Here is a 20,763-nt window from a genome sequence, read left to right on the forward strand (position 1 = left end):
GATCAGGCGAACCCTCCGTTCGAACCTCTTGATCAAATCGAGGCGACGATCTGAGCGGACCGCGCGGCCGTACTTTGTGGATGAGCAGCGAACTTGTGGACAACTCAGCCCGACGGGCGAGGCCCAGTCCGAGGCACGAGCGTCAGCCAAGTCGCGTCAGAGCTGTCAGATGGCCGACGTAATCTGAGTCCATGCCCGCAGCCCAGACCGCCATAGGCGCGCACGTCGATTCGACCGATCCACTGAAGGCCGCAAGCGGGGTCGACGCGGCAGCGATTCAGTTCTTCCTCGCCGACCCGCAAGGTTGGAAGGCGCCGAAGGAACATCCACACGCTGAGGAGATCAAGGCCAGCGGCCTGACGATCTACGTCCATTCGCCGTATGTGCTCAACCTCGCGACCACGAACAACCGCATCCGCATTCCGAGCCGAAAGCTGCTCGGCCAACACGCAGCGGCGGCCGCGGCGATCGGCGCAAAGGGCCTGATCGTGCACGGCGGCCACGTCGGGGCCTCCGACGACCCGGCCATCGGCGTCGACAACTGGCGAAAGGCCTTTGCTCAGGCCGCCGAGACGGGTGGCTTCCCGTTGCCGATCTTGATCGAGAACACCGCTGGCGGGACGAAAGCCATGGCGCGGCACCTCGACCGCATTGCTCTGCTATGGGACGCCATCGGCGAATACGAGCCCGGCTTCTGCCTCGACACCTGCCACGCACACGCGGGCGGCGAAGACCTGGACGGAATTGTCGACCGGGTCAAGGCGATCACTGGGCGGTTGGACCTTGTCCACGCCAACGACAGCAGGGACACTTTCGATTCGGGAGCAGACCGGCACACCAACTTCGGCACCGGCTTCATCGCCGCGGAGGCTATCGCCGAGGTCGTCAAGACAGCTCGAACCGACGTGATTGTTGAGACGCCTGCTGACGGCCAGGCCGAGGACATCAAGTTCCTCCGAGCGAACACGGGCTGACCAGGCGCGGCGCACCGACGGCACAGACTGACGGCACAGACCGGCGGCACAGACTGACGGCACAGACCGGCGGCACAGACCGACGGCACTGACGCCGCTCGGCGACTTACTCGAGGGTGGCCAGCACCTCGCGGACCGCTTCCGATAGCGCGATGTCACGACGTTCGTCCGAAGCTCGGTCCTTGAGTTCGATGATGCCGTCCGCCAGACCGCGCCCGACGATGAGAATGGTCGGCACCCCCAAAAGCTCGGAATCCTTGAACTTCACCCCGGGCGAAAGGCCAAGTCGATCATCGAACAAGACGCGCACGCCGACAGCTTCGAGTTCGGCGACAAGCGCCTCGCAGGCTTCGAAGATGGCCGGATCATTCTTGTGGGCAGGCACCAGATGCACGTCGGCAGGGGCGACTGACCGTGGCCAACACAGACCCTTGTCGTCCAGCGTCTGCTCAGCCAGCGCAGCTACGGCACGGGTAATGCCGACCCCGTACGAGCCCATCGTCACCGTCACCGGCTTGCCGTCCGGGCCGAGGGCCGTCAGGCCGAAGACTTCGGCGTACTTGCGGCCGAGCTGGAAGACGTGGCCGAGCTCGATGCCGCGCGCGATCTCGAGCGGCGAACCGCATTTGGCACAGCGATCGCCATCGCGAATCTCGACAGCTCCGATCTCACCATCAGGCGTGAAGTCACGGTCCCGCACGACATAGGCAGCGTGCTTTCCGGGTTCGTTCGCCCCGGTAACCCAGGCGGTACCCGGTGCCACGAGCGGATCGACCAGATACCGAACCTTCAGATCAGCCAGCACCTGCGGCCCGATGTAACCCTTGATCAGGCCCGGTTGCTTTGCCAGATCGTCCGGCTCAGCCTGCGCGACGTCAGTCGGTTCCAGCTGACCGGAAAGCCGCTTCAGGTCGACTTCGCGGTCGCCGGGCACGCCCACGACGAGGAGCTCCCACTCGGTGGCGCCAGGCTCGCGAGTCTTCAGCACCACGTTCTTCAAGGTGTCTGCAGCCGTGAACTCCTGCGATTCGAGCAACGCACGCAAGTCGCTGGAATTCAGCCGATCCACCAGCGTGGCGATCGTCGGGGTGTCCGGAGTGTCCAATACAACCGCCGCCGGCACCGTCGAAGCGTCGACCACGTCTGGCCCCGCAATCTCCACCGCCTCGGTGTTCGCGGCGTAATCACAGTTCGTGCACTGCACGAAGGTGTCCTCGCCGACGGGTGTCGGCGCCAAGAACTCCTCCGAGGCTGACCCGCCCATGGCACCGGACACCGCGAATACGATCCGGTAATCGAAACCGAGCCTGGAAAAGATGCGCTCGTAGGCGTCGCGGTGCGCCTGATACGACGCCGCCAGGCCCTCGTCGGTCAGGTCGAAGGAATACGAATCCTTCATCACGAACTCGCGACCGCGCAGAATGCCGGCGCGAGGTCGAGCCTCGTCGCGATATTTCGTCTGGATCTGAAACAGCGACAGCGGATAGTCCTTGTAGGACGAAAGCTCACCCTTCACAAGCAGGGTGAACAGCTCTTCATGAGTTGGGGCGAGCAGGTAATCGTTTTCCCGGCGGTCGTGAAGACGGAACAGCCCGTCACCGTAGGCGGCCCACCGGCCCGACTCCTCGAAAATCTCCCGCGGGATCAGAGCCGGAAAGTGAACCTCCTGGGCACCGATCCCCACCATCTCGTCGCGCACGATCTTCTCGACATTGCGAAGCAGCTCCATGCCGAGCGGCAGCCACGAGTAGATGCCCGGGGCCACCCGCCGGATGTAACCGGCACGCACAAGCAACTTGTGGCTGGGCACCTCAGCATCGGCCGGGTCGTCGCGCAGGGTGCGCAGGAAAAGCTTGGACATCCGCAACGCCACTTCGGGCACTCCTCAACTAGGCAACTAACCAGCTAAGGCTACCCAGCCCCGCAGATCGGCGCGCCCAGTTATCGGGCCGACCACAGATTTTCAGGCTGAACGGTTGCCGGCACCGCTGGCGGAGCGTACGAAGTTGGCCAGGTCCTCTGACTGCTGCACCCGCGACGGTTCGTGGACGTACATCATGTGCCCTGCCGGGTAGTAGGCCGACTCGATGTTGGTCTTGAGCTCGTCCGGAATCGGCAGATGCGCCAACACATGCTCAGCGGCAAAGTATGGCGTAGCGCCATCGTGATAACCAAGGGCCACGTGCACCTTCAGATGACGGTTCGCCTGCATCGCCCGCGCCAGCCGCCGGGTCACGTTCACCGACTGGTTCTCGAACTCCGCGAACGACCACGGGTGCACCTTCGGCGATATCAACTCATAGGGCAGGTCATTGGCGTAGTCGAGTTCTGCCCGCACGTAGTGGTTGAAACCTGCCGCGTACGGCCCGGCGATCGCGTCATAGCTCGGGTCATTGGGCGAGGTGTCCGCGACGCCATCCTCGAGCCACCCAGAAAATCGCCCGTCCAGCCGACCCACGACCCGTCCGGAATCTCGCAGCAGTTCGGTATAGAACCGCTGATGTTCCAGGCGCAAATCAGATTGCAGAATATAGCGAATCGACAGTCCGGTCAGCTCAGCAAGCCGTTCGGCGGCCTCCGCACGTTCGCCTTCAGTGAGCCGGTTGCCGCGGGCCAGCACCCAGGGATAGTCGCGGGCAGCGAAATCCTCCGCCTCGCGCAATACTGTACGCAGCGACTTTCGCCCATGTTTGCCGTGGTAATGGGCGATTGCTGCATAGGTGGGCAAGAAGAGGGTGGTGGGCAGGTCGTTGTCGAGATGGGGACGGATGGTCCCCATGTTCAGCACGCTCGAGATGAGCATGACACCGTTGCAGTACAAGCCGAACTTGGTCTGCAGATGATCGGCCAAGGCGGCGGCTCGCAGCGTTCCGTAGGACTCACCGGCCAAGAACTTCGGTGACATCCAGCGACCGTTTCGCGAAGTCCACAGCCGAATCAGTTCGCCAACGGAATCGAGGTCGCGTGCATAACCGTGGTACTCATCGGCTTTCTCACCGGTCGCCATTCGCGAGTAGCCAGTCGAGACCGGATCGATGAAGACCAGATCCGATACTGCCAGCAGTGACTCCGGGTTGTCGGCGAGTTCGTAAGGCGGTGGTAGCAGGGCATCGGCGTCGCCCATCACGATCCGGCGCGGGCCGAACAGACCGAGGTGCAACCAGATCGACGACGATCCCGGCCCGCCGTTGAAGGCAAAGGTGACCGGCCGCTTCGCCGGATCGGCACCATCCAAGGTGTAGGACGTCACGAACATCTCCGCGCGCGGCGTGTGACCTTTGAAGAGCCCGTCCGTAACTTGCTCTTCGCGTAACACCACCCGACCGGCCGTGGCGGTGTAGTTCAGGCTCTTACGCCCGACCCGCAGCACGTGGGCCGTGACCGAGAGGTCATCGACCGGGGCGGGCTGCACGGCGGATTCGCCACCGCCCGACCCTGCACCGCCCGACCCTGCAGTACCCGACCCTGCAGTACCGGACCCTGCACTGCCAGACGGCGTTTGAGCGTTCGGTGCGTCGCTTTGGCTGTTGGTCGAGGTCTGGCCGGCGTCAGTCACGCTTGCACGATAACCGAGTTGCGACCCAGCACTCGATCCGTCTTCGCGGTAGCGAACAGTCCAGCGCCTGGGTCGGGGTCGTCGGCCGTCCGGATCACGTCGGCCTCCGGTCGCCTGATTTCGTAGACGATCATGCCTGCCAACGTGAGCAGGGTGCCGTCTCGGATGAGCAACAACCAGGTCAAACCTTCATAGCTCAAGGAATGGGCGTCACCAACCAGCCAGAGCAAGGTGCCGATCCACACCGCGATCTCGGTGAACTGCCAGATGAGCGCCATCCGCCAACGCGGTCTGGCCAGTGCCAGCAGGGGAACCAGCCACAACGAGTACTGCGGGCTCCACACCTTCGTGGTCATCAAAAACGCCACCACGACGAGAAACATCAGCTGCGCCAGCCTTGGGCGCGATGGAGCTGTCAGCGCGAGCCAGCTGACGGCGCCGACTGCAACCAACAGCGCGAGCGCTACGACCACGCCGGACGGTACCCACCCGCCACTGTTCGCGGTGGCGAACGTCTTGGGAAAAAAGTGGTTGAGCATCGCCCAGAACGTGCTTGCCTCGGCCGGCCGTGAGGACGAGAACGAATAGAACTCCCACCAGCCCCGGGTCCAGGCGAAGGCGACGGGCAGATTCACCGCCAACCAGGTCAACGCCGCCGCGGCGCCGGCCCACAACACAGGTCGCCACACGCGGGTGCGGTAGGCCAGCAACACCAACGGGATCAGCAGCAGCGCCGGGTACAGCTTCGCCGCCGCACCGAGACCGATGAGCACGCCGGCCGCGATCGGACGATTTCGAGCCCAGGCCCATAAGGCGCCCGACGTGAACGCCATCGCCAGCAGATCCCAGTTCGAGAAGGCATGAAACACCAGCAGCGGGCTCGCCGCGAAGATCGCCGCATCCCATTGACGACGTTGACCCGCTGCCCCCACGGTGGCCGCAACAGCCAGCAATCCACAGATCGCCAACAGCACGCAGGTCAGGACGCCGAACACGACGCCTTCGTCCGAACCTGTCATCACCACGGCGTGCCAGCCGTGGGTGAGTTCAGCAGTGATCCACATGAACCCGCCGGTTACGACGGGGTATTCGACGGCGTGATCGCGATACGGCACCGCGCCATCGGCCAGGCCTTCGGCACCCCAGAGCGGGATGACGTCGGAGTAGCAAACGTGCGTGTACTGCGAGTTCGCGACCCATTTGCCGTCCGCACACGGCGATTTCTCCCCGTACCCAAGCAGCAAGGTGAACGCCGCGATGGCCAGCAGCACGCGCATCGGCGTCCACCAGCCGCCGCCAGTGCGGGCGTAGCGGCCTATCGGGCCGCCGATAACCGCGCTTGCGCGCTGAACCGTCGGGTCGACGAGAGACGGAGCGGGGGGTTGTTCAACCTGATCCGCAGACGATTCTGTTGCCGGTGCGGTCAACGGCGGCGGGCCGGTCCCAGAGCTCACAGCGGACTACGTTAGCCGCTACCGCCGCTGCGGCCCGCCGCACCGGCACCCGCGGGCGCATTGCCAGCCGGCCCGGCGGGCCCAGCCGGAGTGGAGGTCGTCGGCGTCGGCGACGGCGTCGGCGGGGTTGTCGACGGCGGTGGGGCAGTGGTCACCGAGGTAGTGGGGGTCGGCGTCGGCGTCGGCGGGGTCGTTTTCGGGGTAGGCGGTGCAGAGGTGGTCGGTGGCGCGGTCGTCTTCGGCGCGCTTGTAGTCGGTGCCGACGTCGAGGGCGGCGGGGTGAAGGTCGGACGAATATTCGACCCCTGCAAGATCATCTGCGTGGTCGGCATCGCCGTGGCGGGCCGGTTCTGCAGGTACCCGTTCATGAACAGGCGCCAGGCGTTGCCGGCGAGATCGCGACCGTACTCAGAGTTGTGGTTGCTGTCATAGATGGGTTCCACCTTGTCCGAACCGACCCATGAAGAGGCACTCACCGCCGGAGTGAAACCAACCGTCCAGCCATCGGATGAGTCCCCGGTGTTCTGGATGCCCACGGTTCCGGTTTTGGCAGCGACCGTCCGGCCATCGAACAAAGCCAGCCCGGACGTAGGGGCTACCTGCTCCATGGCGAGGGTGGTGTCGTTGGCCACCTTAGGGTCGATGACCCGCTTGCCGGCGTCCTTGTGCGAGAAGACCAAAGCTCCGGACGAGTCCGTGACCTTCTGCACGAAGTACGCGGGATGCATCGTGCCCCCGTTGGCCAACGTCGCGTAACCCGCGGCCTGGTCGAGGATCCGAACTGCATAGTTGCCGATTCCGACGTAGTCATCAGTCGTCCCATTTGCTGCGGTGAGCGTCTTTGCTCCCGGATTTGGCCCGGTGTCCGTCTGGGTCTTCGGAATACCCATGGCATAAGCCGTATTGGCCACGTTCTGCGCGCCGACCAGCGAGGTGAGCTTTCCGAAGACGGTGTTCAACGACAGGGTCGTGGCCTGCGTCAGGGTGTACGTCCCGGACTTCGGATCGGTCGGATCGTTCTCGAACTTCTGCCCATCGATGAGCTGAGGGGACGAACCATCGAACGTTGACTGGATCGTGTAGGCCGGCTTCTTTCCGGCCAGGTTCTGGGTCAAGGCCGTTGCCGTTACGTACGGCTTGAACGACGAACCCGGCGGCCGCCACGATTGTGCGTAGTCCAATCCGGTGCCGGAAGCGCCGCCGTAGTAGGCGATCACCGCACCAGTGGACGGATCGACCGCGGTCAGCGCGGGTCGCAGATTCTTCTGGAACGGTTGCAGATTCGAGTACGTCTGGGTGATGGCGCTCTGCGCCGATGCCTGCGCCGTCCGGTCAATGGTGGTCTGGATCTTCAAACCTCGGGTGGCGATCTCAGCCGCGTCGATGCCGTCGGCGGCGAGCTCGTTCTTGACCTGGGTCCACACCAGGCCGAGTGGGCCATCCAGCAACGACGTGGTCTTCTTGGGCGCGATCGTCGCCGGGAAGACCAGCTTGTCCCGCGCTGCCTGAGTGAGCTTTCCGGTACTGACCATGCCGTCCACTACGTAGTCCCACCGACCCTTCGCGGCGGCTGGCGTGACCCGTGGGTCGTAGTACTCCGGGGACTTGATCACCGCCGCGAGCAGGGCGCCTTGAGCCACCGTCAGCTTGTCTACGTCGACGCCGAAATAGGCCTGCGAGGCGGCTTGGATGCCATAGGTGTTACGGCCGAAATAGATGGTATTGAGGTAGTACTCGAGAATGGTGTCCTTGGAGTATTCGCGGCTCAGCTTGAGCGAGATCGCGGCCTCTTTGAGCTTGCGGCCGAGCGTCTGATCCGAGTTGAGGTAGGCGTTCTTCACGTATTGCTGGGTGATCGTCGATCCGCCCTGAGCCGAGCCGCCCTTGAGGTCGTTGACCACGGCGCGCAGGGTGCCGCGGATCGATACACCGGGTTCTGAATAGAAGCCCCGGTCTTCTGCGGCGATCACCGCGTCCTGCACGGACTGCGGGACCCTCGACAGCGGAACACTGGTGCGCTGGACACCGACCGATGCGATCGGCGTGCCGTCGGAGTAGGTCACGGTGGCAAGCTGGTTGGTGGTCAGCGACTCAGGCCCCGGAACGTTCACGAACTTGTAGACGCCGATCGCCGAGATGGTGACGAAAAGCGCCAGAATCCCGAGCAGCCAGGTCACGATCAGTCCGATCCGCCGGAAGATGCGCTTCTTCCGGGACATCTTCGCCAGCCGGCGTTTCTTCGCAGCACGCCTGCGGCGCCACCAGCCCAATTCTGTGTCAGGTACCCCGGTTGCGGCCCGTCGACGGCCTGACCGCGACTGGTCTGACACCACAAAACTCCTCTGATCGGCGAACTGGACTCCGCCCGAGGGTACGTGGACTAGTTAGCCGAGACTTAGCGACGACGTACCAGCGAGCTGAGCGTCGACCCGCGTGCACGCCCACTTGGTCGTTGGTTCGCGCTTGATCTGGGGTCTCCGAGTGGCCAGCAGGTATCGATTTCCTGAACAGATTCTGAACTGGTCCTCAACGACCCACAGCCAATATGTCGCCGTGATGTGTCGTCCTGATGTATCGTGCTGATACATCAGAGTCACCGAGAGGAGGACATTCCGCACATGCTCGAAATCGCAGTATTGGGGTTGCTCAACGAATCCCCGATGCACGGTTATGAACTGCGCAAGCGGCTGTCCAGCCTTCTCGGCGCGTTCCGAGCTTTCTCCTACGGCTCGCTGTACCCGACCCTTCGGCGACTTCAGGAAGCAGGTTGGATCGACGAGGACGCGCCGTTTGCCACCGCACCCCCCGGCTTCGCCGGCAGATCCAAGCGGGGCAAGCGGGTCTACAAGTTAACGGCCGAGGGCAAGGAGCACTTCGCGACGCTGCTTGCTGAGGTAGGTCCCGAGGCCTACGACGACGAAGGCTTCGGCACTCGCCTGGCTTTCTTCGCACACACCCGGTCCGACATCCGACTGCAGATTCTCGAGGGACGGCGGCAGCGGATGACGGAGCAGGCGGACGAACGGCGAACCTCACTCGCCCGGACCCGCGAGCGGATGGATCGATACACCCTGCAACTGCAGGAGCACGGGTTGGAATCAGCGGATCGCGAGGTTCGCTGGCTTTCGGAATTGATCGAGAGCGAGCGCACCGTCCGACCACCTGACGACGACTGAACACGCCGGCACGGGGCCCGCTCGGGCGCCACGGTCATCCGACGTCGGCCCCGCAGGCCGAACGATCCGGCGACCTCGCCGCCCGGCCCACCGGGCAACACAGCAGTAACGGCAACAGCAGTAACGGCAGTAACCAGCGGTACTGAGCAACAAACAGCTAACAACCAAATAGAACAGTCCACTACCTAAGGAGGAACCCGATGGGTTCGGAAAACGCAACCTCGGCCAAGGGCCGGATTCGCGTTGCCATCGTCGGCGTTGGCAACTGCGCCGCGTCACTCGTGCAGGGCGTCCACTTCTACCGCGACGCCGATCCGGCGGGTTCCGTCCCGGGCTTGATGCATGTCAAGTTCGGCGACTACCACGTCAGCGACATCGATTTCGTCGCCGCCTTTGATGTCGACGCCAAGAAGGTCGGGCGCGATCTGTCCGAGGCCATCGTGGCGAGCGAGAACAACACCATCAAGCTGTGTGACGTTCCGCCGCTGGACGTCCCGGTCCAGCGCGGCCACACGCTGGACGGTTTGGGCAAGTACTACCGCGAGACAATCGAAGAGTCCGATGAGCAGCCCGTAGACATCACCAAGGTCCTCAAGGACAACGCGGTCGACGTCCTGATCTGCTACCTGCCCGTCGGATCCGAGGACGCAGCGCGGTTCTACGCCCAGTGCGCGATCGACGCCAAGGTCGCCTTCGTCAACGCGTTGCCCGTCTTCATTGCCGGGACGCCCGCGTGGGCGAAGAAGTTCGAAGATGCCGGCGTTCCGATCATCGGTGACGACATCAAGTCGCAGGTCGGCGCGACGATCACCCACCGGGTGCTCGCGAAGCTCTTCGAAGACCGTGGCGTCGTGCTGGACCGCACTTACCAGCTCAATGTCGGCGGCAACATGGACTTCAAGAACATGCTGGAGCGCGATCGCCTCGAGTCGAAGAAGATCTCCAAGACGCAGGCCGTCACCTCGAACCTCAAGCACGACCTGGGCGCTCGCAACGTCCACATCGGTCCCTCGGACTACGTCCAGTGGCTCGACGACCGCAAGTGGGCTTATGTCCGGCTCGAGGGTCGTGCCTTCGGCGAGGTTCCGCTGAACCTCGAATACAAGCTCGAGGTCTGGGATTCACCGAACTCGGCGGGCATCATCATCGACGCGCTTCGTGCCGCGAAGATCGCGAAGGACCGGGGTATCGGGGGACCGATCCTCTCGGCTGCCTCGTACTTCATGAAGTCACCGCCCGAGCAATACGACGACGAGACTGCCCGCCGCAAGGTGCAGCAGTTCATCGACGGCGAGATCGACCGCTAGCCCTCAACACCCATTGTGCGGCCCGAGGTTTCGGCTCCAGCGACGGAGACCGGAATTTCGGGCCGCACTATGCGTTGCCCGGGTCAATTCAGTCCGACGTCTACCGGGAACGTGGACAGCAGCGACAGCGGGGCCGGTTGACGTCGTAATACCGTCCGCCACAAAGTCCCAGGACGCTCCGAGAAGACGTCGTCGAGGCCGCCTGCCACGACGAACCAGGCACCATCAGCGATCTCGGCCTCGAGCTGGCCGACTCCCCAACCCGAGTGCCCGGCGTAGACCCGCAGGCTCGCGGCTCCAACTGCGACCTCGTTCGGGTTGGCATCCAGATCGACCAGCGCCAGTCCGCCGCTCACCGCCCGTAGGCCGTTACCAGCATCTGTCGAGCCCGCAAGGCGACCAAGGCCCAGTGCGCCATCGCGCTGGACGGGACCACCGTTGAAAACGACCGAAGGCTCACTCATCACGTCCTGCCAGTCAGGCAGTATCTGGCCTACTGGCGCGTGTGAGGGACGGTTGATGATCACGCCGACGCTGCCGGTCTCGTCATGCTCGATGAGGAAGACCACCGTCCGGAAGAACTCGGGGTCTACGAGTGCCGGTGCCGCGATCAACAGCCGATGCGGACCCGGAGGCAGCGGTGGCAGGTTCCACATCGCCTGTGAAACAGGTACCCCGGGCAGCCCCGAGTCGAATGGCAACTCCGAAAATTCAGATGTCACGCGCAGGCTCCGATTCTACAGAGGACATCTCCGGCCGGGATGTTGACCCGTACCTACATCTTGCACCGAGCGTTACCAAGACCGACTACGGTCGCAGTGTGACGATCGGTGGTATCACCCGCACGAGCGACACCACGACCCGATGATCCACCCTCACCAACCAGGTACCGAGTAACGAAATGCTGATGAGCGAACCCGCCGATCTGACACCGAAGACGATCACTCCGGCCGTGCGAGCGACCCGGAATCTGCTTGCGCTGCCCGATTTACGCAGGCTCCTCGGCGTCCGGCTGTCCGGCCAATTCGCGGACGGGGTCTTTCAGGCCTCATTGGCCGGCGCGGTTCTGTTCAATCCTGAACGCCAAGCGCACGCCGGTGATGTCGCCGCCGGGTTTGCTGTCCTGCTCCTGCCGTATTCAATTCTCGGTCCGTTCGCAGGCGTGTTGCTCGACCGCTGGTGGCGCCAGCGCGTCCTCCGCAACGCCAACTTCATCCGGGCTTTGATGGTCTTCGGCGTCGCCGCCGAGATTGCCTCCGGCGTCCACGGCCAGCCGTTTTATCTCAGCGCCCTCGTCGTCATCTCGGTCAACAGATTTATCTTGTCGGCTTTGTCCGCTTCACTGCCGCACGTCGTAGAGTCCGACCGTCTCATATCGGCGAACGCGCTGTCGACGACGGCGGGCGCTGTGGCGACCTCGGTGGGCGGCGGGATCGCGATAGGTCTGCGCTCGCTCGCGGGTGGCGGGGATGGCGGCTCGGCGGTCATCGCCTGCAGCGCGTTCATCGGCTACCTCGCCGCGGGTTTGTTCGCGACGGGCTTCCCGATTCACAAGCTCGGGCCCGACGACGACACCCGCAGTCATGGGGAGACGGTCCGCAATGTGGTCTCGGGACTCATCGCCGGCGCACAACACGTCCGGTCACATCCTTCGGTGATGCGTGCCTTCGGGGTGATCGCAGTACACCGGTTCGGGTACGGGGTCACGGCCATCACGACCTTGCTGCTGTACCGCAACTACTTCTCCGACGAGGGCTTCTTTCGGGCGGGGCTTCCCGGGTTGGCCCAGGTCGTTGCCGGCATAGCCATCGGTGGCGGCCTGGCGGCCGTTGTCACGCCCTGGGCCGCTCGCCGGCTCGGCTTCACCAAGTGGCCGGCGGTCATGCTGGTCTTCGCCGGGATCGTCGAACTCGTGCTTGGCCTGCCGTTCAAGTTGCAGACATTCCTGCCGGCAGCGGCCCTGCTCGGCTTCGTCGCCCAGGGCGTGAAGATCTGCGTCGACACCCTCGTCGCGCAACGGGTGGCCGACGACTTTCGCGGGCGGGTGTTCTCGCTCTACGACACCCTGTTCAACCTGCTCTTTGTCTCAGCTGCCGTGCTCACGGCCGTGCTGCTCCCCGAAAACGGTAAGTCGACGATCGCAGTCGTCGCGATCGGCGTCGTATATATCGTGGTCGGAATCATCTACTACCGGCTGCGCGACATCGACCAGGCTCCCGTCGTTGCTCCGGACGCAGTTACCGCCGACCCTGCGCTTATTCAGTCCTCCCCGCGTACCAGGATCTGAGCTCGGCAACGGCACGATCGTGCCCGAGCGGCCCGTTTTCCATTCGCAGCTCGAGCAGGTGCTTGTAAGCCTGGCCGACCAGTGGACCCGGCGGTACATCGAGGATCGCCATAATCTCGGTGCCGTCCAGGTCCGGACGAATCGCGTCCAGTTCCTCCTGCTCGCGCAGTTTTGCGATGCGCTCCTCGAGGTGGTCATAGGTTGCCGCCAGGGTCGCCGCCTTGCGCTTGTTGCGGGTCGTCGTGTCCGAACGAACGAGTTTGTGCAGCCGATCCAGCAGCGGACCAGCATCGGTGACATAGCGGCGCACCGCGGAATCGGTCCACTCGCCGCGACCGTAGCCGTAGAACCGCAAGTGCAGGAACACCAGGCGCGAGATGTCCTCGATTTGATCCTTGGGGAATTTGAGTGCCTTGAGCCGGTTCTTCGTCATCCGCGCTCCCACCACCTCGTGGTGATGAAAGGTCACCTGGCTGCCGCCGCTGGGCGCATCCACGAACCGGCGGGTGTCGGGCTTGCCGATGTCGTGAAGCAGCGCAGCCCACCGCAGGACGAGATCGGCAGGCACTGCTGAGTCCTCGGCCGCTCCCGCCTGCTCCAACTCGATCGCCTGCTCCAACACCTGCAGCGAATGTGCATAGACATCCTTGTGCTGCCCGTGTTCGTCGGTGGTCATGCGTAGTGCGGCGATTTCGGGAAGCACCACTTGCGCGAGACCGGCATCGACCAGTACCTCCAGACCTCGCCTCGGAAACCGTCCAGCGATCAGCCGGTTCAACTCCGCTTGCACGCGTTCGACGGTGATGCGCGAGAGCTCTGGCGCCAGTTCGGTCATGGCCGCCAGCACCTCGGGCGCCACGGTGACACCGAGTTGGGAAACGAATCGGGCTGCCCTGAGCATCCGCAGCGGATCGTCGGCGAACGACTCGACGGGCGCCGCAGGCGTGTGCAGTTCACCGCGGGCCAGGTCTGCCAACCCGCCGTACGGGTCGTGGAATGACCGATCCACGACCGATACCGCCATCGCGTTCATGGTGAAATCGCGGCGAAGCAGATCGTCGGTGATGTTGTCACCGAACGCCACCTGTGGATTGCGGCTGACTCGGTCGTAGCGATCGGCCCGAAACGTCGTGATCTCGCAGGCCTGACCGTCGATCTGGACCCCGATGGTTCCGAATTCGATGCCCGTGGTCCAGACGGACTGCGCCAGTGGCTTGGTGATTGCCAGGACCTGTTCCGGGCGCGCGTCGGTGGTGAAGTCGAGGTCGCTCACCGGGCGGCCCATCAGGGCATCACGGACCGGGCCGCCAACGAGATACAGCTGGTGTCCTGCCGTCGCAAATGCCTGGCCCAGCCGTGCTGCGGCCGCCGGAATCTCGACCAGTTCGCCGGGATTCGTCATAGTTTATCCTTTGGTTCCACGATCGGTCCTTCGATGGATCTCGCATCCGCAGTCGATAGGCGGGATCTCGAAAGCGGCACGGTCGCGTCGGCGGTCACGTAAGCGGAGCCTACCGATGCGCTGGGTAGCATCGGTTCATGTCCCGAGCGTCGACCACCCGACGCCCACGACTGCCGCGCTTCGACGAGACCAGTGCCGGCGGCCTGGTTGTCGACCTGTCCGGCACCGTTCCGTACGGTGCCCTCATCGGACGGACGAGCCGACGTGGGCAGTTGTTGTGGTCGCTACCCAAGGGCCACCTGGAGGCCGGTGAGACGGCCGAACAGGCCGCAGTCCGGGAAGTGGCCGAGGAGACCGGCATCGAAGGGCAGATCATCGGCGAACTCGGCACCATCGACTTCTGGTTCGTCGCCGAGGGCCGGCGGATTCACAAGACAGTTCACCACTTTCTGCTGCGGGCTACCGGTGGTGAGTTGTCGGACTCCGACGTCGAGGTCACCGAGGTCGCCTGGGTGCCGATATCGGAGATCGCCGCCCGGTTGGCGTACTCGGACGAACGGGATCTCCTGGACAAAGCCACCCGCATGCTGAGGGATACCGCGTGAGAGGTAGAAGGCTCACCAACCTGCTGGCCACGGCCGGTATCTTCCTCGCCGCGCTCATCCCAGGCACGGTCGCAGCTACCTCCGCAACGGCCGCGACTACCACCCCGGGCGTCGCCGTCACCTTGATCTCGATGACGCCACGCAGCCCGGACGCGACCAACCTCACTCAGAAGGTCACCTTCACGGCGAAAGTCGTCAACACCTCGGACACCACGTATTCCGATTTCGCTGTCGGCTTGGAACGCGGCACCCCGATAACCCAGCAGAGCGATCTCGACGCGGCGATCGCCAAGCCCCCGGCCACCGACACACTCTTGAGCTCGAACGATGCCGATCAGAAGAAGGCGCTTCCCGCCCACAGCTCTGTCACTGTCACCTACCTGAGCGACCCGACGTCCGCCATGATGTGCCTGTGCGCCACCGCGGTCTACCCGTATGCGCTCGTCGTCCGGGGCCAGACCAGTGAATTCTCGGGCTTCAGCGAGGTCGCTCGAACCCAGATCCTGATCCCGAGCTTCGTCTCGACCCCCAAGCCAGTCCAGGTCGGCTGGATCTGGCCGTTGCTCGACAAGCCGCATCGGAGCCTGAGCGACACGGTCTTTACCGACAACGAACTCGCAAAATCGATCGCACCCAACGGCCGCCTCTATCGATCTCTGCAGGTAGTGCGGCTGACGTCGCCGAAGATCAGGATGACGCTGGTTGTCGATCCGGAGCTCATCGACAGCTTGGCGATCATGGCCGGGCCGTCCGGCTATTCGGTCCGTACCGATGGCAAGGCCATCAAGGTGCCGAGCAGTACCGACGCGGCGGCCTGGTTAGCCCAATTCAAGGCCCTCGGAGCCACCGAAGACGTGGTGCTGACTGGTTACAGTGACCCGGACGTCAACGCTGTGACGCGGGCCGGTCTCCCTTACTCGATGGCCCTGGACGCGCAGGTTCGCGAGCGAATCACGCCGTATCTGCCGGTATTGAGCACTGACGTGAGCTGGCCGGCCGGAAACGCCCTGACGAGCAAGGCCCTCGATGCGACAATCGCCAGCGGCGCCTCGGCCGTAGTTCTGAGTGACGTAGCGCTGTCCGGTCAGAACAAGGCTCGGGCCAGGCCGGACGCGATCTCACCACTGCCCTCTGCCGGCGGATTTGCCTCGGCACTGGTCACAGACACGTCGATCGAGAAGTCCGTGGACGCGATCCTCGGCCATTCTGCTGCCGACGTGGCAAACGTTGCGAGTAACCAGCAGACGCTGATCAGTCAACTGGCCGTCCGAGCGGTGGCCGAGCCCAGCCAGACGCATTTCGTGGTCGTGACGCCCGACCGCTGGGTCGACCCGAATCCGTCGGTCGCGGTGGCCACGATCATGGCCACGGTCAGCAACACCTGGAGCACGACACTGTCGATTCCACAGGCATTGGGGGCGATCAAACCGATCGACCGGGGTCCATTGCAGACTTCGGCGGAGTCTGCTGCCGCAGAGATCAGTCCGACCCAGATGGCGCGGATCGTCCAAGTCGGCGAGCAGGTGGCGTCGATGCGGGACGCGATGAAGAGTGACGCCTCGGCTGCTTTGCTAGGAGGCTTCAACCTCGGAATCCAGCGAGCGGAGTCCAGCGCGTGGCGGATCGACCGCCAGGGCGGCGAGGCGATTACAAACGAACTCGTGGCAGCGATCAACGCCAGATTGAATTCGGTCCGACTGGTAAAGCCATCCAACGGTAGCTACGGACTCTCGTCATCGACGGCACCAGTAGTCGTCACGATCGTCAACGATCTGGGTCAGGACATAGCCGTCCGGGTATCGGTCGACGCCGGGCCGGGAGTCAGCGGCTTCGAAGCGACGCCTCAGACCCAGATCGTGCCCCCGGGACGTACTCAGGTCCAGCTCCCTACCCATGTCGAACGGTTGGGTCAGTTCCGAGTCACCGCCAACTTGACGACGCCGGACGGCCAGCAGTTGGGGCAGCCGGTTGAGCTCAAGTTGCGCGCAACGGCGCTCGGTGGCATCACGAAGACCATCACGATCGTCGCAGGTGCCGTACTTGTGATTGCCTTGGTTCGCCGCTTCGTCCTGCGCTACCGCAACCATCGCCGCGCCAATCGCGTCGCTGGGGCCCCGGTATGAGCGACCCATCCGGTACCGGATTCGGCGCCGACGTGACTGCCAGCGACGGTGATGGGGGTTGGAGTGCCCCTCGCATCTACGGCGCACCCATGCCTGTTCCCGGAGATGGATCGTCGCTCGCGGTGGCAACAGCGCAGGCTGACGGACGGGTGCACGAGGCCTGGAGTCCACCGATCTATCACGGGCCGCGACGCCACCGTCCGCGAACCGACTTCGGCACCCCGCCGTCGGGCACCGAGCAGGCGGTCACCGGGCTGGCGACAGGGACCGTAGCTCAATCGGCCGGACCGGTCATCGACGAGAATCCGGCAACGACTCCGGACGCGTCGTCGGACGCGGCTCCGGACGCGGCGTCGGTGGCCTTCGACGCCGTGCCTGAACCGAGCCTGATGGCCTCTAGCCGGACGATGGCCATCGCCAGCCTCGCGAGTCGGGCCACGGGGTTCCTTCGAAACATCGCAATCGCCGCAGCCGTCGGATCGGGTCTGCACAGTGCGGGTGATGCCTACGGCTTGGCCAACACCCTGCCGAACATGGTGTACGAGCTGCTGCTCGGCGGCGTGCTAACGAGCGTGATCATTCCGGTACTGGTGAAGGCACAGCAGGACGACCGTGACCGCGGCGTTGCCTACACCCAGCGGCTGCTGTCCATCGCGGTAGCCGGTCTTGGAGCGGGCACGCTGGTCGCGGTGGTCGCCGCTCCCTGGTTGATCGATGTCTTCGGCGGCAATGCCCAGGATCGCCCGACCGCGACCCTCTTTGCGACGCTGCTGTTGCCCGAGATCTTCTTCTACGGTCTCGGCGCGATGTTCGCGGCCATCCTGAACTCACGGCACGTATTCGGCTGGCCCGCTTGGGCACCGGTGATGAACAACGTCATCACCATTGCCGCCGCCGCGCTGTTCGCGCTGGTCCCTGGCCATGGCGGCACCCTGACTACCGAATCGATAACCGATACCCAGATCCTCGTACTAGGCGTCGGTACGACGTTGGGCATCGTTGCGCAGTCGCTCATCCTGATCATCCCGCTGCGCCGGACGGGCTTCAGGTGGCGGTGGCGTTTCCGTGCGAGCCCCAACGAGGTGGGCCGGATCGCTGAGTTCCGGACACTCACGCTGTGGGTACTGGGCTACGTCGCGGTCAGTCAGCTAGGCGTGGTCGCCATCAACCGGGTCGCCAATTCGCACGGTGCGGTGCAGATCTTCGCTCAAGCGGACCTGTTGTTCCAGGTGCCATACGGCATCGTGGGCGTTTCGCTGCTCACAGCCCTCATGCCACGGATGAGTCGCGCCGCCGCCAGGGGCAACACCGCCGAAGTGCTCGATGACCTCCGCCTGGGCGCCCGATTGTCAGCGGTTGCGCTGATTCCGATCACTGCAGGGCTCATCGTGCTCGGGCCGTCGTTCACGAGCGCGATCCTGCTTGGCCGGTTCAAGGCCGACGATGCACGGCTCACCGGTATCGCGCTCGCCGCGGGCGCCTTCGGCCTGTTGCCGTTCGCCTTCGTGATGCTTCAGCAACGGGTCTTCTACGCGATGCGCGATGCGCGGACGCCGACGTTCATCAATATCGCGATGGTCGGTACCAAGATCGTCGCCCTGGTGATCGCGGCCGCCACCTTGAGTGACCGCGGCGTGGTCATCGCACTGACCGTGTCGACGTCGCTGTCCTACGTGGCCGGCTGCATCGTCGGGCACTTCCTGTTGCGGCGCAAATTCGGCCGCCTCGGGCTGATGCCCGTTGCCCGTACCGTCGGCTGGATCAGCATCGCCGCGGTGGCAGGTGGTGCGGTCGCGCTCGCCGTTGTGCTGGTGGGTAACGCGACGATGGGAATCGGGCGGGTATCGGGGCTCATAGAGTTCTTGGTGGGGGGCACCCTCGGCCTCGCAGTCATGGGCGGGGTGGCCCTGCGCTTGCCGTTACCCGAGGTCCGCGAGATCCTCGATGCGGTGCGCGGCCGCACGCCCCGGAGGGATGACAACATGGACGAACCAGTCGATCGGACGGACGTACCAGCGGAATAGGGCGACACCTAGACTCGTTAACACAAAGCTCAAGCGGGCAGTAGTCCGTGCGGGTGCCAATCGTCAGCGATATCGAGGTAGTTGTGAGCGAGAACCACCGCAAGGTGATCATCGTCGGATCTGGGCCGGCGGGTTACACGGCCGCGCTTTACAGCGCCCGTGCCGAACTCAATCCCCTGGTGTTCGAGGGCAGCCAGTACGGCGGCGCCCTGATGAACACCACTGAGGTCGAGAACTATCCGGGCTTCCCCAATGGTGTCATGGGCCCCGAACTGATGACCGAGATCCGCACCCAAGCCGAGAAGTTCGGCGCGGAGCTGGTGTCTGACGACGTCGTCTCCGTCGACCTCGAGGGCCCGGTGAAGACCGTGCGGACGTTGGGCGGCGAATACACAGCCGACTCCGTCATCCTGGCCATGGGTTCGGCCTACAAGCGGCTCGGCCTGGCCCGCGAGGACGAGCTGTCCGGGCACGGTGTCTCGTGGTGTGCAACCTGTGACGGCTTCTTCTTCCGAGGCCAGCACATCGTCGTCGTCGGCGGTGGCGACACCGCGATGGAAGAAGCCACGTTCCTCACCCGGTTCGCTGAATCCGTGACGGTTGTCGTGCGCCGCGATGCGCTACGCGCCAGCAAGATCATGGCCGAGCGTGCCGAATCGAACCCGAAGATCACCTTCGCCTGGAACTCTGAAGTTGCCGAGATCCACGGTGACACCAAGGTCAGCAGCCTGACATTGCGCGACACCGTCACCGGTGAGACCCGCGAGATCGAGGCGACCGGCCTGTTCATCGCGATCGGGCACGATCCCCGGTCTGACCTCGTCAAGGGCCAGATCGAGCTCGACGAAGAGGGCTACATCCTTGTCGACGGGCGGACGACCCGGACGAACCAGGCGGGCGTGTTCGCCGCCGGCGATGTCGTAGATCACGTCTATCGTCAAGCGATCACCGCTGCAGGCAGTGGTTGTCAGGCAGCTCTGGACACCGAGAGGTTCCTGTCGGCACTGGAAGCAACTCATGATCCGGTGCTGGCGGCGCTCGAAGTCTGAGCGCGAACCGAATGCAACCAGGGAAGGGTTTCGACCTCTCCCGCGTTATAAAGCCAGTACGACCAATCCAACAGTTCTAGGAGTTGCTCATATGGGCCAGAACACCACCCCAGTCACCGACGCCAGCTTCGCAGCGGACGTCCTGCAGTCAGATGTCCCCGTCTTGGTTGATTTCTGGGCCGAATGGTGCGGGCCGTGTCGCCTGGTTGCCCCGGTTCTCGAAGAGATCGCGGGCGAGCATCAGGGCAAGATCAAGGTCGTCAAGCTCAACATCGACGAGAACCCTGGCGTAGCTCGTGATTACCAAATCATGTCGATCCCGACGATGTCGGTGTTCAAGGGCGGCGAGATCGTCAAGTCCATCGTGGGTGCAAAGCCAAAGGCTGCGCTCCTCAAGGACCTCGCCGACTACATCGGCTGATAGCCCGGCCTCACTAAGAAGACGCTGAGTCCTCGCGCACTTCGGTTAAACGTGACATGGCGGCCATCTCGCTAACATGCGAGATGGCCGCCATTTTTACTTGCAGCAGTCCGCTCACCCCACCCGAGCCGATGATCTTCGCCGGCCCCGACACAACTCCGATATAGAGGCCACCCGTTCTCGCTGGGCGGTGCGAGACCGCGACCGGATTCTCCGGTAGCGGTTCCGGTAGGGCAGAATGGTTCCAGCCGCGCTATGGATCAGTTACTGGTCGCCACAACGATGACCGGTATCGATCGGTTCGCGGCGCTGTGTTTCACGAGCTTGACGGGTTGCACGGCAGTTCGAGCACTATCCAGGCAGTAAGCGTTTTCGTTCGGCGAAG

At 64.0% G+C, this 20,763-nt stretch carries 15 protein-coding genes; 9 read left to right on the plus strand and 6 right to left on the minus strand.

Features of this window, described 5'->3' with window-relative positions:
- Positions 1 to 191: 191 nt before the first annotated feature.
- A complete protein-coding gene (locus ACSMXN_RS24515) occupies positions 192 to 974 on the plus strand; it encodes a deoxyribonuclease IV (protein WP_022916113.1) in 783 nt (260 codons plus the stop codon).
- A 106-nt stretch (positions 975 to 1,080) separates the two neighbouring features.
- Here ACSMXN_RS24515 and ACSMXN_RS24520 read toward each other — a convergent pair whose 3' ends face one another.
- From ACSMXN_RS24520 to ACSMXN_RS24535, 4 genes are all read right to left on the minus strand, one after another.
- A complete protein-coding gene (locus tag ACSMXN_RS24520) occupies positions 1,081 to 2,835 on the minus strand; it encodes a proline--tRNA ligase (RefSeq protein WP_035944979.1) in 1,755 nt (584 codons plus the stop codon).
- A gap of 102 nt (positions 2,836 to 2,937) precedes the next feature.
- Positions 2,938 to 4,386 carry a S10 family serine carboxypeptidase-like protein gene (locus ACSMXN_RS24525; RefSeq protein ID WP_035944980.1) on the minus strand — a complete coding sequence of 483 codons (1,449 nt, stop codon included), beginning with the start codon at positions 4,384 to 4,386 and terminating at the stop codon, positions 2,938 to 2,940.
- Positions 4,387 to 4,526: 140 nt separating this feature from the next.
- Positions 4,527 to 5,984 carry a glycosyltransferase 87 family protein gene (locus ACSMXN_RS24530; protein WP_022915876.1) on the minus strand — a complete coding sequence of 486 codons (1,458 nt, stop codon included), beginning with the start codon at positions 5,982 to 5,984 and terminating at the stop codon, positions 4,527 to 4,529.
- 11 nt (positions 5,985 to 5,995) lie between these two features.
- The gene (locus ACSMXN_RS24535) at positions 5,996 to 8,314 is read right to left on the minus strand and encodes a transglycosylase domain-containing protein (protein ID WP_155958595.1); all 2,319 of its coding nucleotides are present in this window, start codon (positions 8,312 to 8,314) and stop codon (positions 5,996 to 5,998) included.
- A gap of 288 nt (positions 8,315 to 8,602) precedes the next feature.
- Between ACSMXN_RS24535 and ACSMXN_RS24540 the strand changes: the two genes are divergently transcribed.
- Together ACSMXN_RS24540 and ACSMXN_RS24545 are read left to right on the plus strand one after the other, a co-directional pair.
- Positions 8,603 to 9,160, plus strand: a complete 558-nt coding sequence (locus tag ACSMXN_RS24540; protein WP_022915879.1) for a PadR family transcriptional regulator — start codon at positions 8,603 to 8,605, stop codon at positions 9,158 to 9,160.
- 200 nt (positions 9,161 to 9,360) lie between these two features.
- Entirely contained in the window at positions 9,361 to 10,467 is a 1,107-nt protein-coding gene (locus ACSMXN_RS24545) for an inositol-3-phosphate synthase (RefSeq protein WP_022915880.1), read from the plus strand.
- 83 nt (positions 10,468 to 10,550) lie between these two features.
- Here the strand turns inward: ACSMXN_RS24545 and ACSMXN_RS24550 are convergent, their stop codons facing one another.
- Positions 10,551 to 11,189: a YqgE/AlgH family protein gene (locus ACSMXN_RS24550; protein ID WP_455407658.1), complete on the minus strand. Its 639-nt coding sequence runs from the start codon at positions 11,187 to 11,189 to the stop codon at positions 10,551 to 10,553.
- A gap of 185 nt (positions 11,190 to 11,374) precedes the next feature.
- Between ACSMXN_RS24550 and ACSMXN_RS24555 the strand changes: the two genes are divergently transcribed.
- Positions 11,375 to 12,754 carry an MFS transporter gene (locus tag ACSMXN_RS24555; protein ID WP_196811475.1) on the plus strand — a complete coding sequence of 460 codons (1,380 nt, stop codon included), beginning with the start codon at positions 11,375 to 11,377 and terminating at the stop codon, positions 12,752 to 12,754.
- Here the strand turns inward: ACSMXN_RS24555 and ACSMXN_RS24560 are convergent.
- A complete protein-coding gene (locus tag ACSMXN_RS24560; protein ID WP_022915884.1) occupies positions 12,723 to 14,156 on the minus strand; it encodes a CCA tRNA nucleotidyltransferase in 1,434 nt (477 codons plus the stop codon). The genes ACSMXN_RS24555 and ACSMXN_RS24560 overlap by 32 nt on opposite strands.
- A gap of 137 nt (positions 14,157 to 14,293) precedes the next feature.
- On the opposite strand from ACSMXN_RS24560, the gene ACSMXN_RS24565 reads away from it, so the two are divergent.
- The 5 genes from ACSMXN_RS24565 (at position 14,294) to trxA (ending at position 20,378) form a co-directional block, all read left to right on the plus strand.
- Positions 14,294 to 14,761, plus strand: a complete 468-nt coding sequence (locus ACSMXN_RS24565) for an NUDIX hydrolase (protein WP_022915885.1) — start codon at positions 14,294 to 14,296, stop codon at positions 14,759 to 14,761.
- Positions 14,758 to 16,884 carry a DUF6049 family protein gene (locus tag ACSMXN_RS24570; RefSeq protein WP_022915886.1) on the plus strand — a complete coding sequence of 709 codons (2,127 nt, stop codon included), beginning with the start codon at positions 14,758 to 14,760 and terminating at the stop codon, positions 16,882 to 16,884. Before ACSMXN_RS24565 ends, ACSMXN_RS24570 begins: the two co-directional genes overlap by 4 nt.
- Complete coding sequence (murJ, locus tag ACSMXN_RS24575) at positions 16,881 to 18,908, plus strand: murein biosynthesis integral membrane protein MurJ (protein ID WP_022915887.1); 2,028 nt, start codon at positions 16,881 to 16,883, stop codon at positions 18,906 to 18,908. Before ACSMXN_RS24570 ends, murJ begins: the two co-directional genes overlap by 4 nt.
- A gap of 47 nt (positions 18,909 to 18,955) precedes the next feature.
- Positions 18,956 to 19,957 (plus strand): thioredoxin-disulfide reductase, encoded by a 1,002-nt coding sequence (gene trxB / locus ACSMXN_RS24580; RefSeq protein WP_455407659.1) that lies wholly within the window; start codon positions 18,956 to 18,958, stop codon positions 19,955 to 19,957.
- Between the two features lie 91 nt (positions 19,958 to 20,048).
- Positions 20,049 to 20,378 carry a thioredoxin gene (gene trxA, locus ACSMXN_RS24585; RefSeq protein WP_022915889.1) on the plus strand — a complete coding sequence of 110 codons (330 nt, stop codon included), beginning with the start codon at positions 20,049 to 20,051 and terminating at the stop codon, positions 20,376 to 20,378.
- The last annotated feature ends 385 nt before the right edge of the window (positions 20,379 to 20,763 follow it).

This window comes from Parajatrophihabitans canadensis, from assembly GCF_053764775.1.

Coding starts and splice junctions, on each gene's coding strand:
- ACSMXN_RS24555 (WP_196811475.1), top strand. CDS start 11,375: ATGAGCGAACCCGCCGATCTGACACCGAAGACGATCACTCCGGCCGTG.
- trxA (WP_022915889.1), top strand. CDS start 20,049: ATGGGCCAGAACACCACCCCAGTCACCGACGCCAGCTTCGCAGCGGAC.
- ACSMXN_RS24560 (WP_022915884.1), bottom strand. CDS start 14,156: ATGACGAATCCCGGCGAACTGGTCGAGATTCCGGCGGCCGCAGCACGG.
- ACSMXN_RS24565 (WP_022915885.1), top strand. CDS start 14,294: ATGTCCCGAGCGTCGACCACCCGACGCCCACGACTGCCGCGCTTCGAC.
- ACSMXN_RS24515 (WP_022916113.1), top strand. CDS start 192: ATGCCCGCAGCCCAGACCGCCATAGGCGCGCACGTCGATTCGACCGAT.
- ACSMXN_RS24540 (WP_022915879.1), top strand. CDS start 8,603: ATGCTCGAAATCGCAGTATTGGGGTTGCTCAACGAATCCCCGATGCAC.
- ACSMXN_RS24545 (WP_022915880.1), top strand. CDS start 9,361: ATGGGTTCGGAAAACGCAACCTCGGCCAAGGGCCGGATTCGCGTTGCC.
- ACSMXN_RS24520 (WP_035944979.1), bottom strand. CDS start 2,835: ATGTCCAAGCTTTTCCTGCGCACCCTGCGCGACGACCCGGCCGATGCT.
- murJ (WP_022915887.1), top strand. CDS start 16,881: ATGAGCGACCCATCCGGTACCGGATTCGGCGCCGACGTGACTGCCAGC.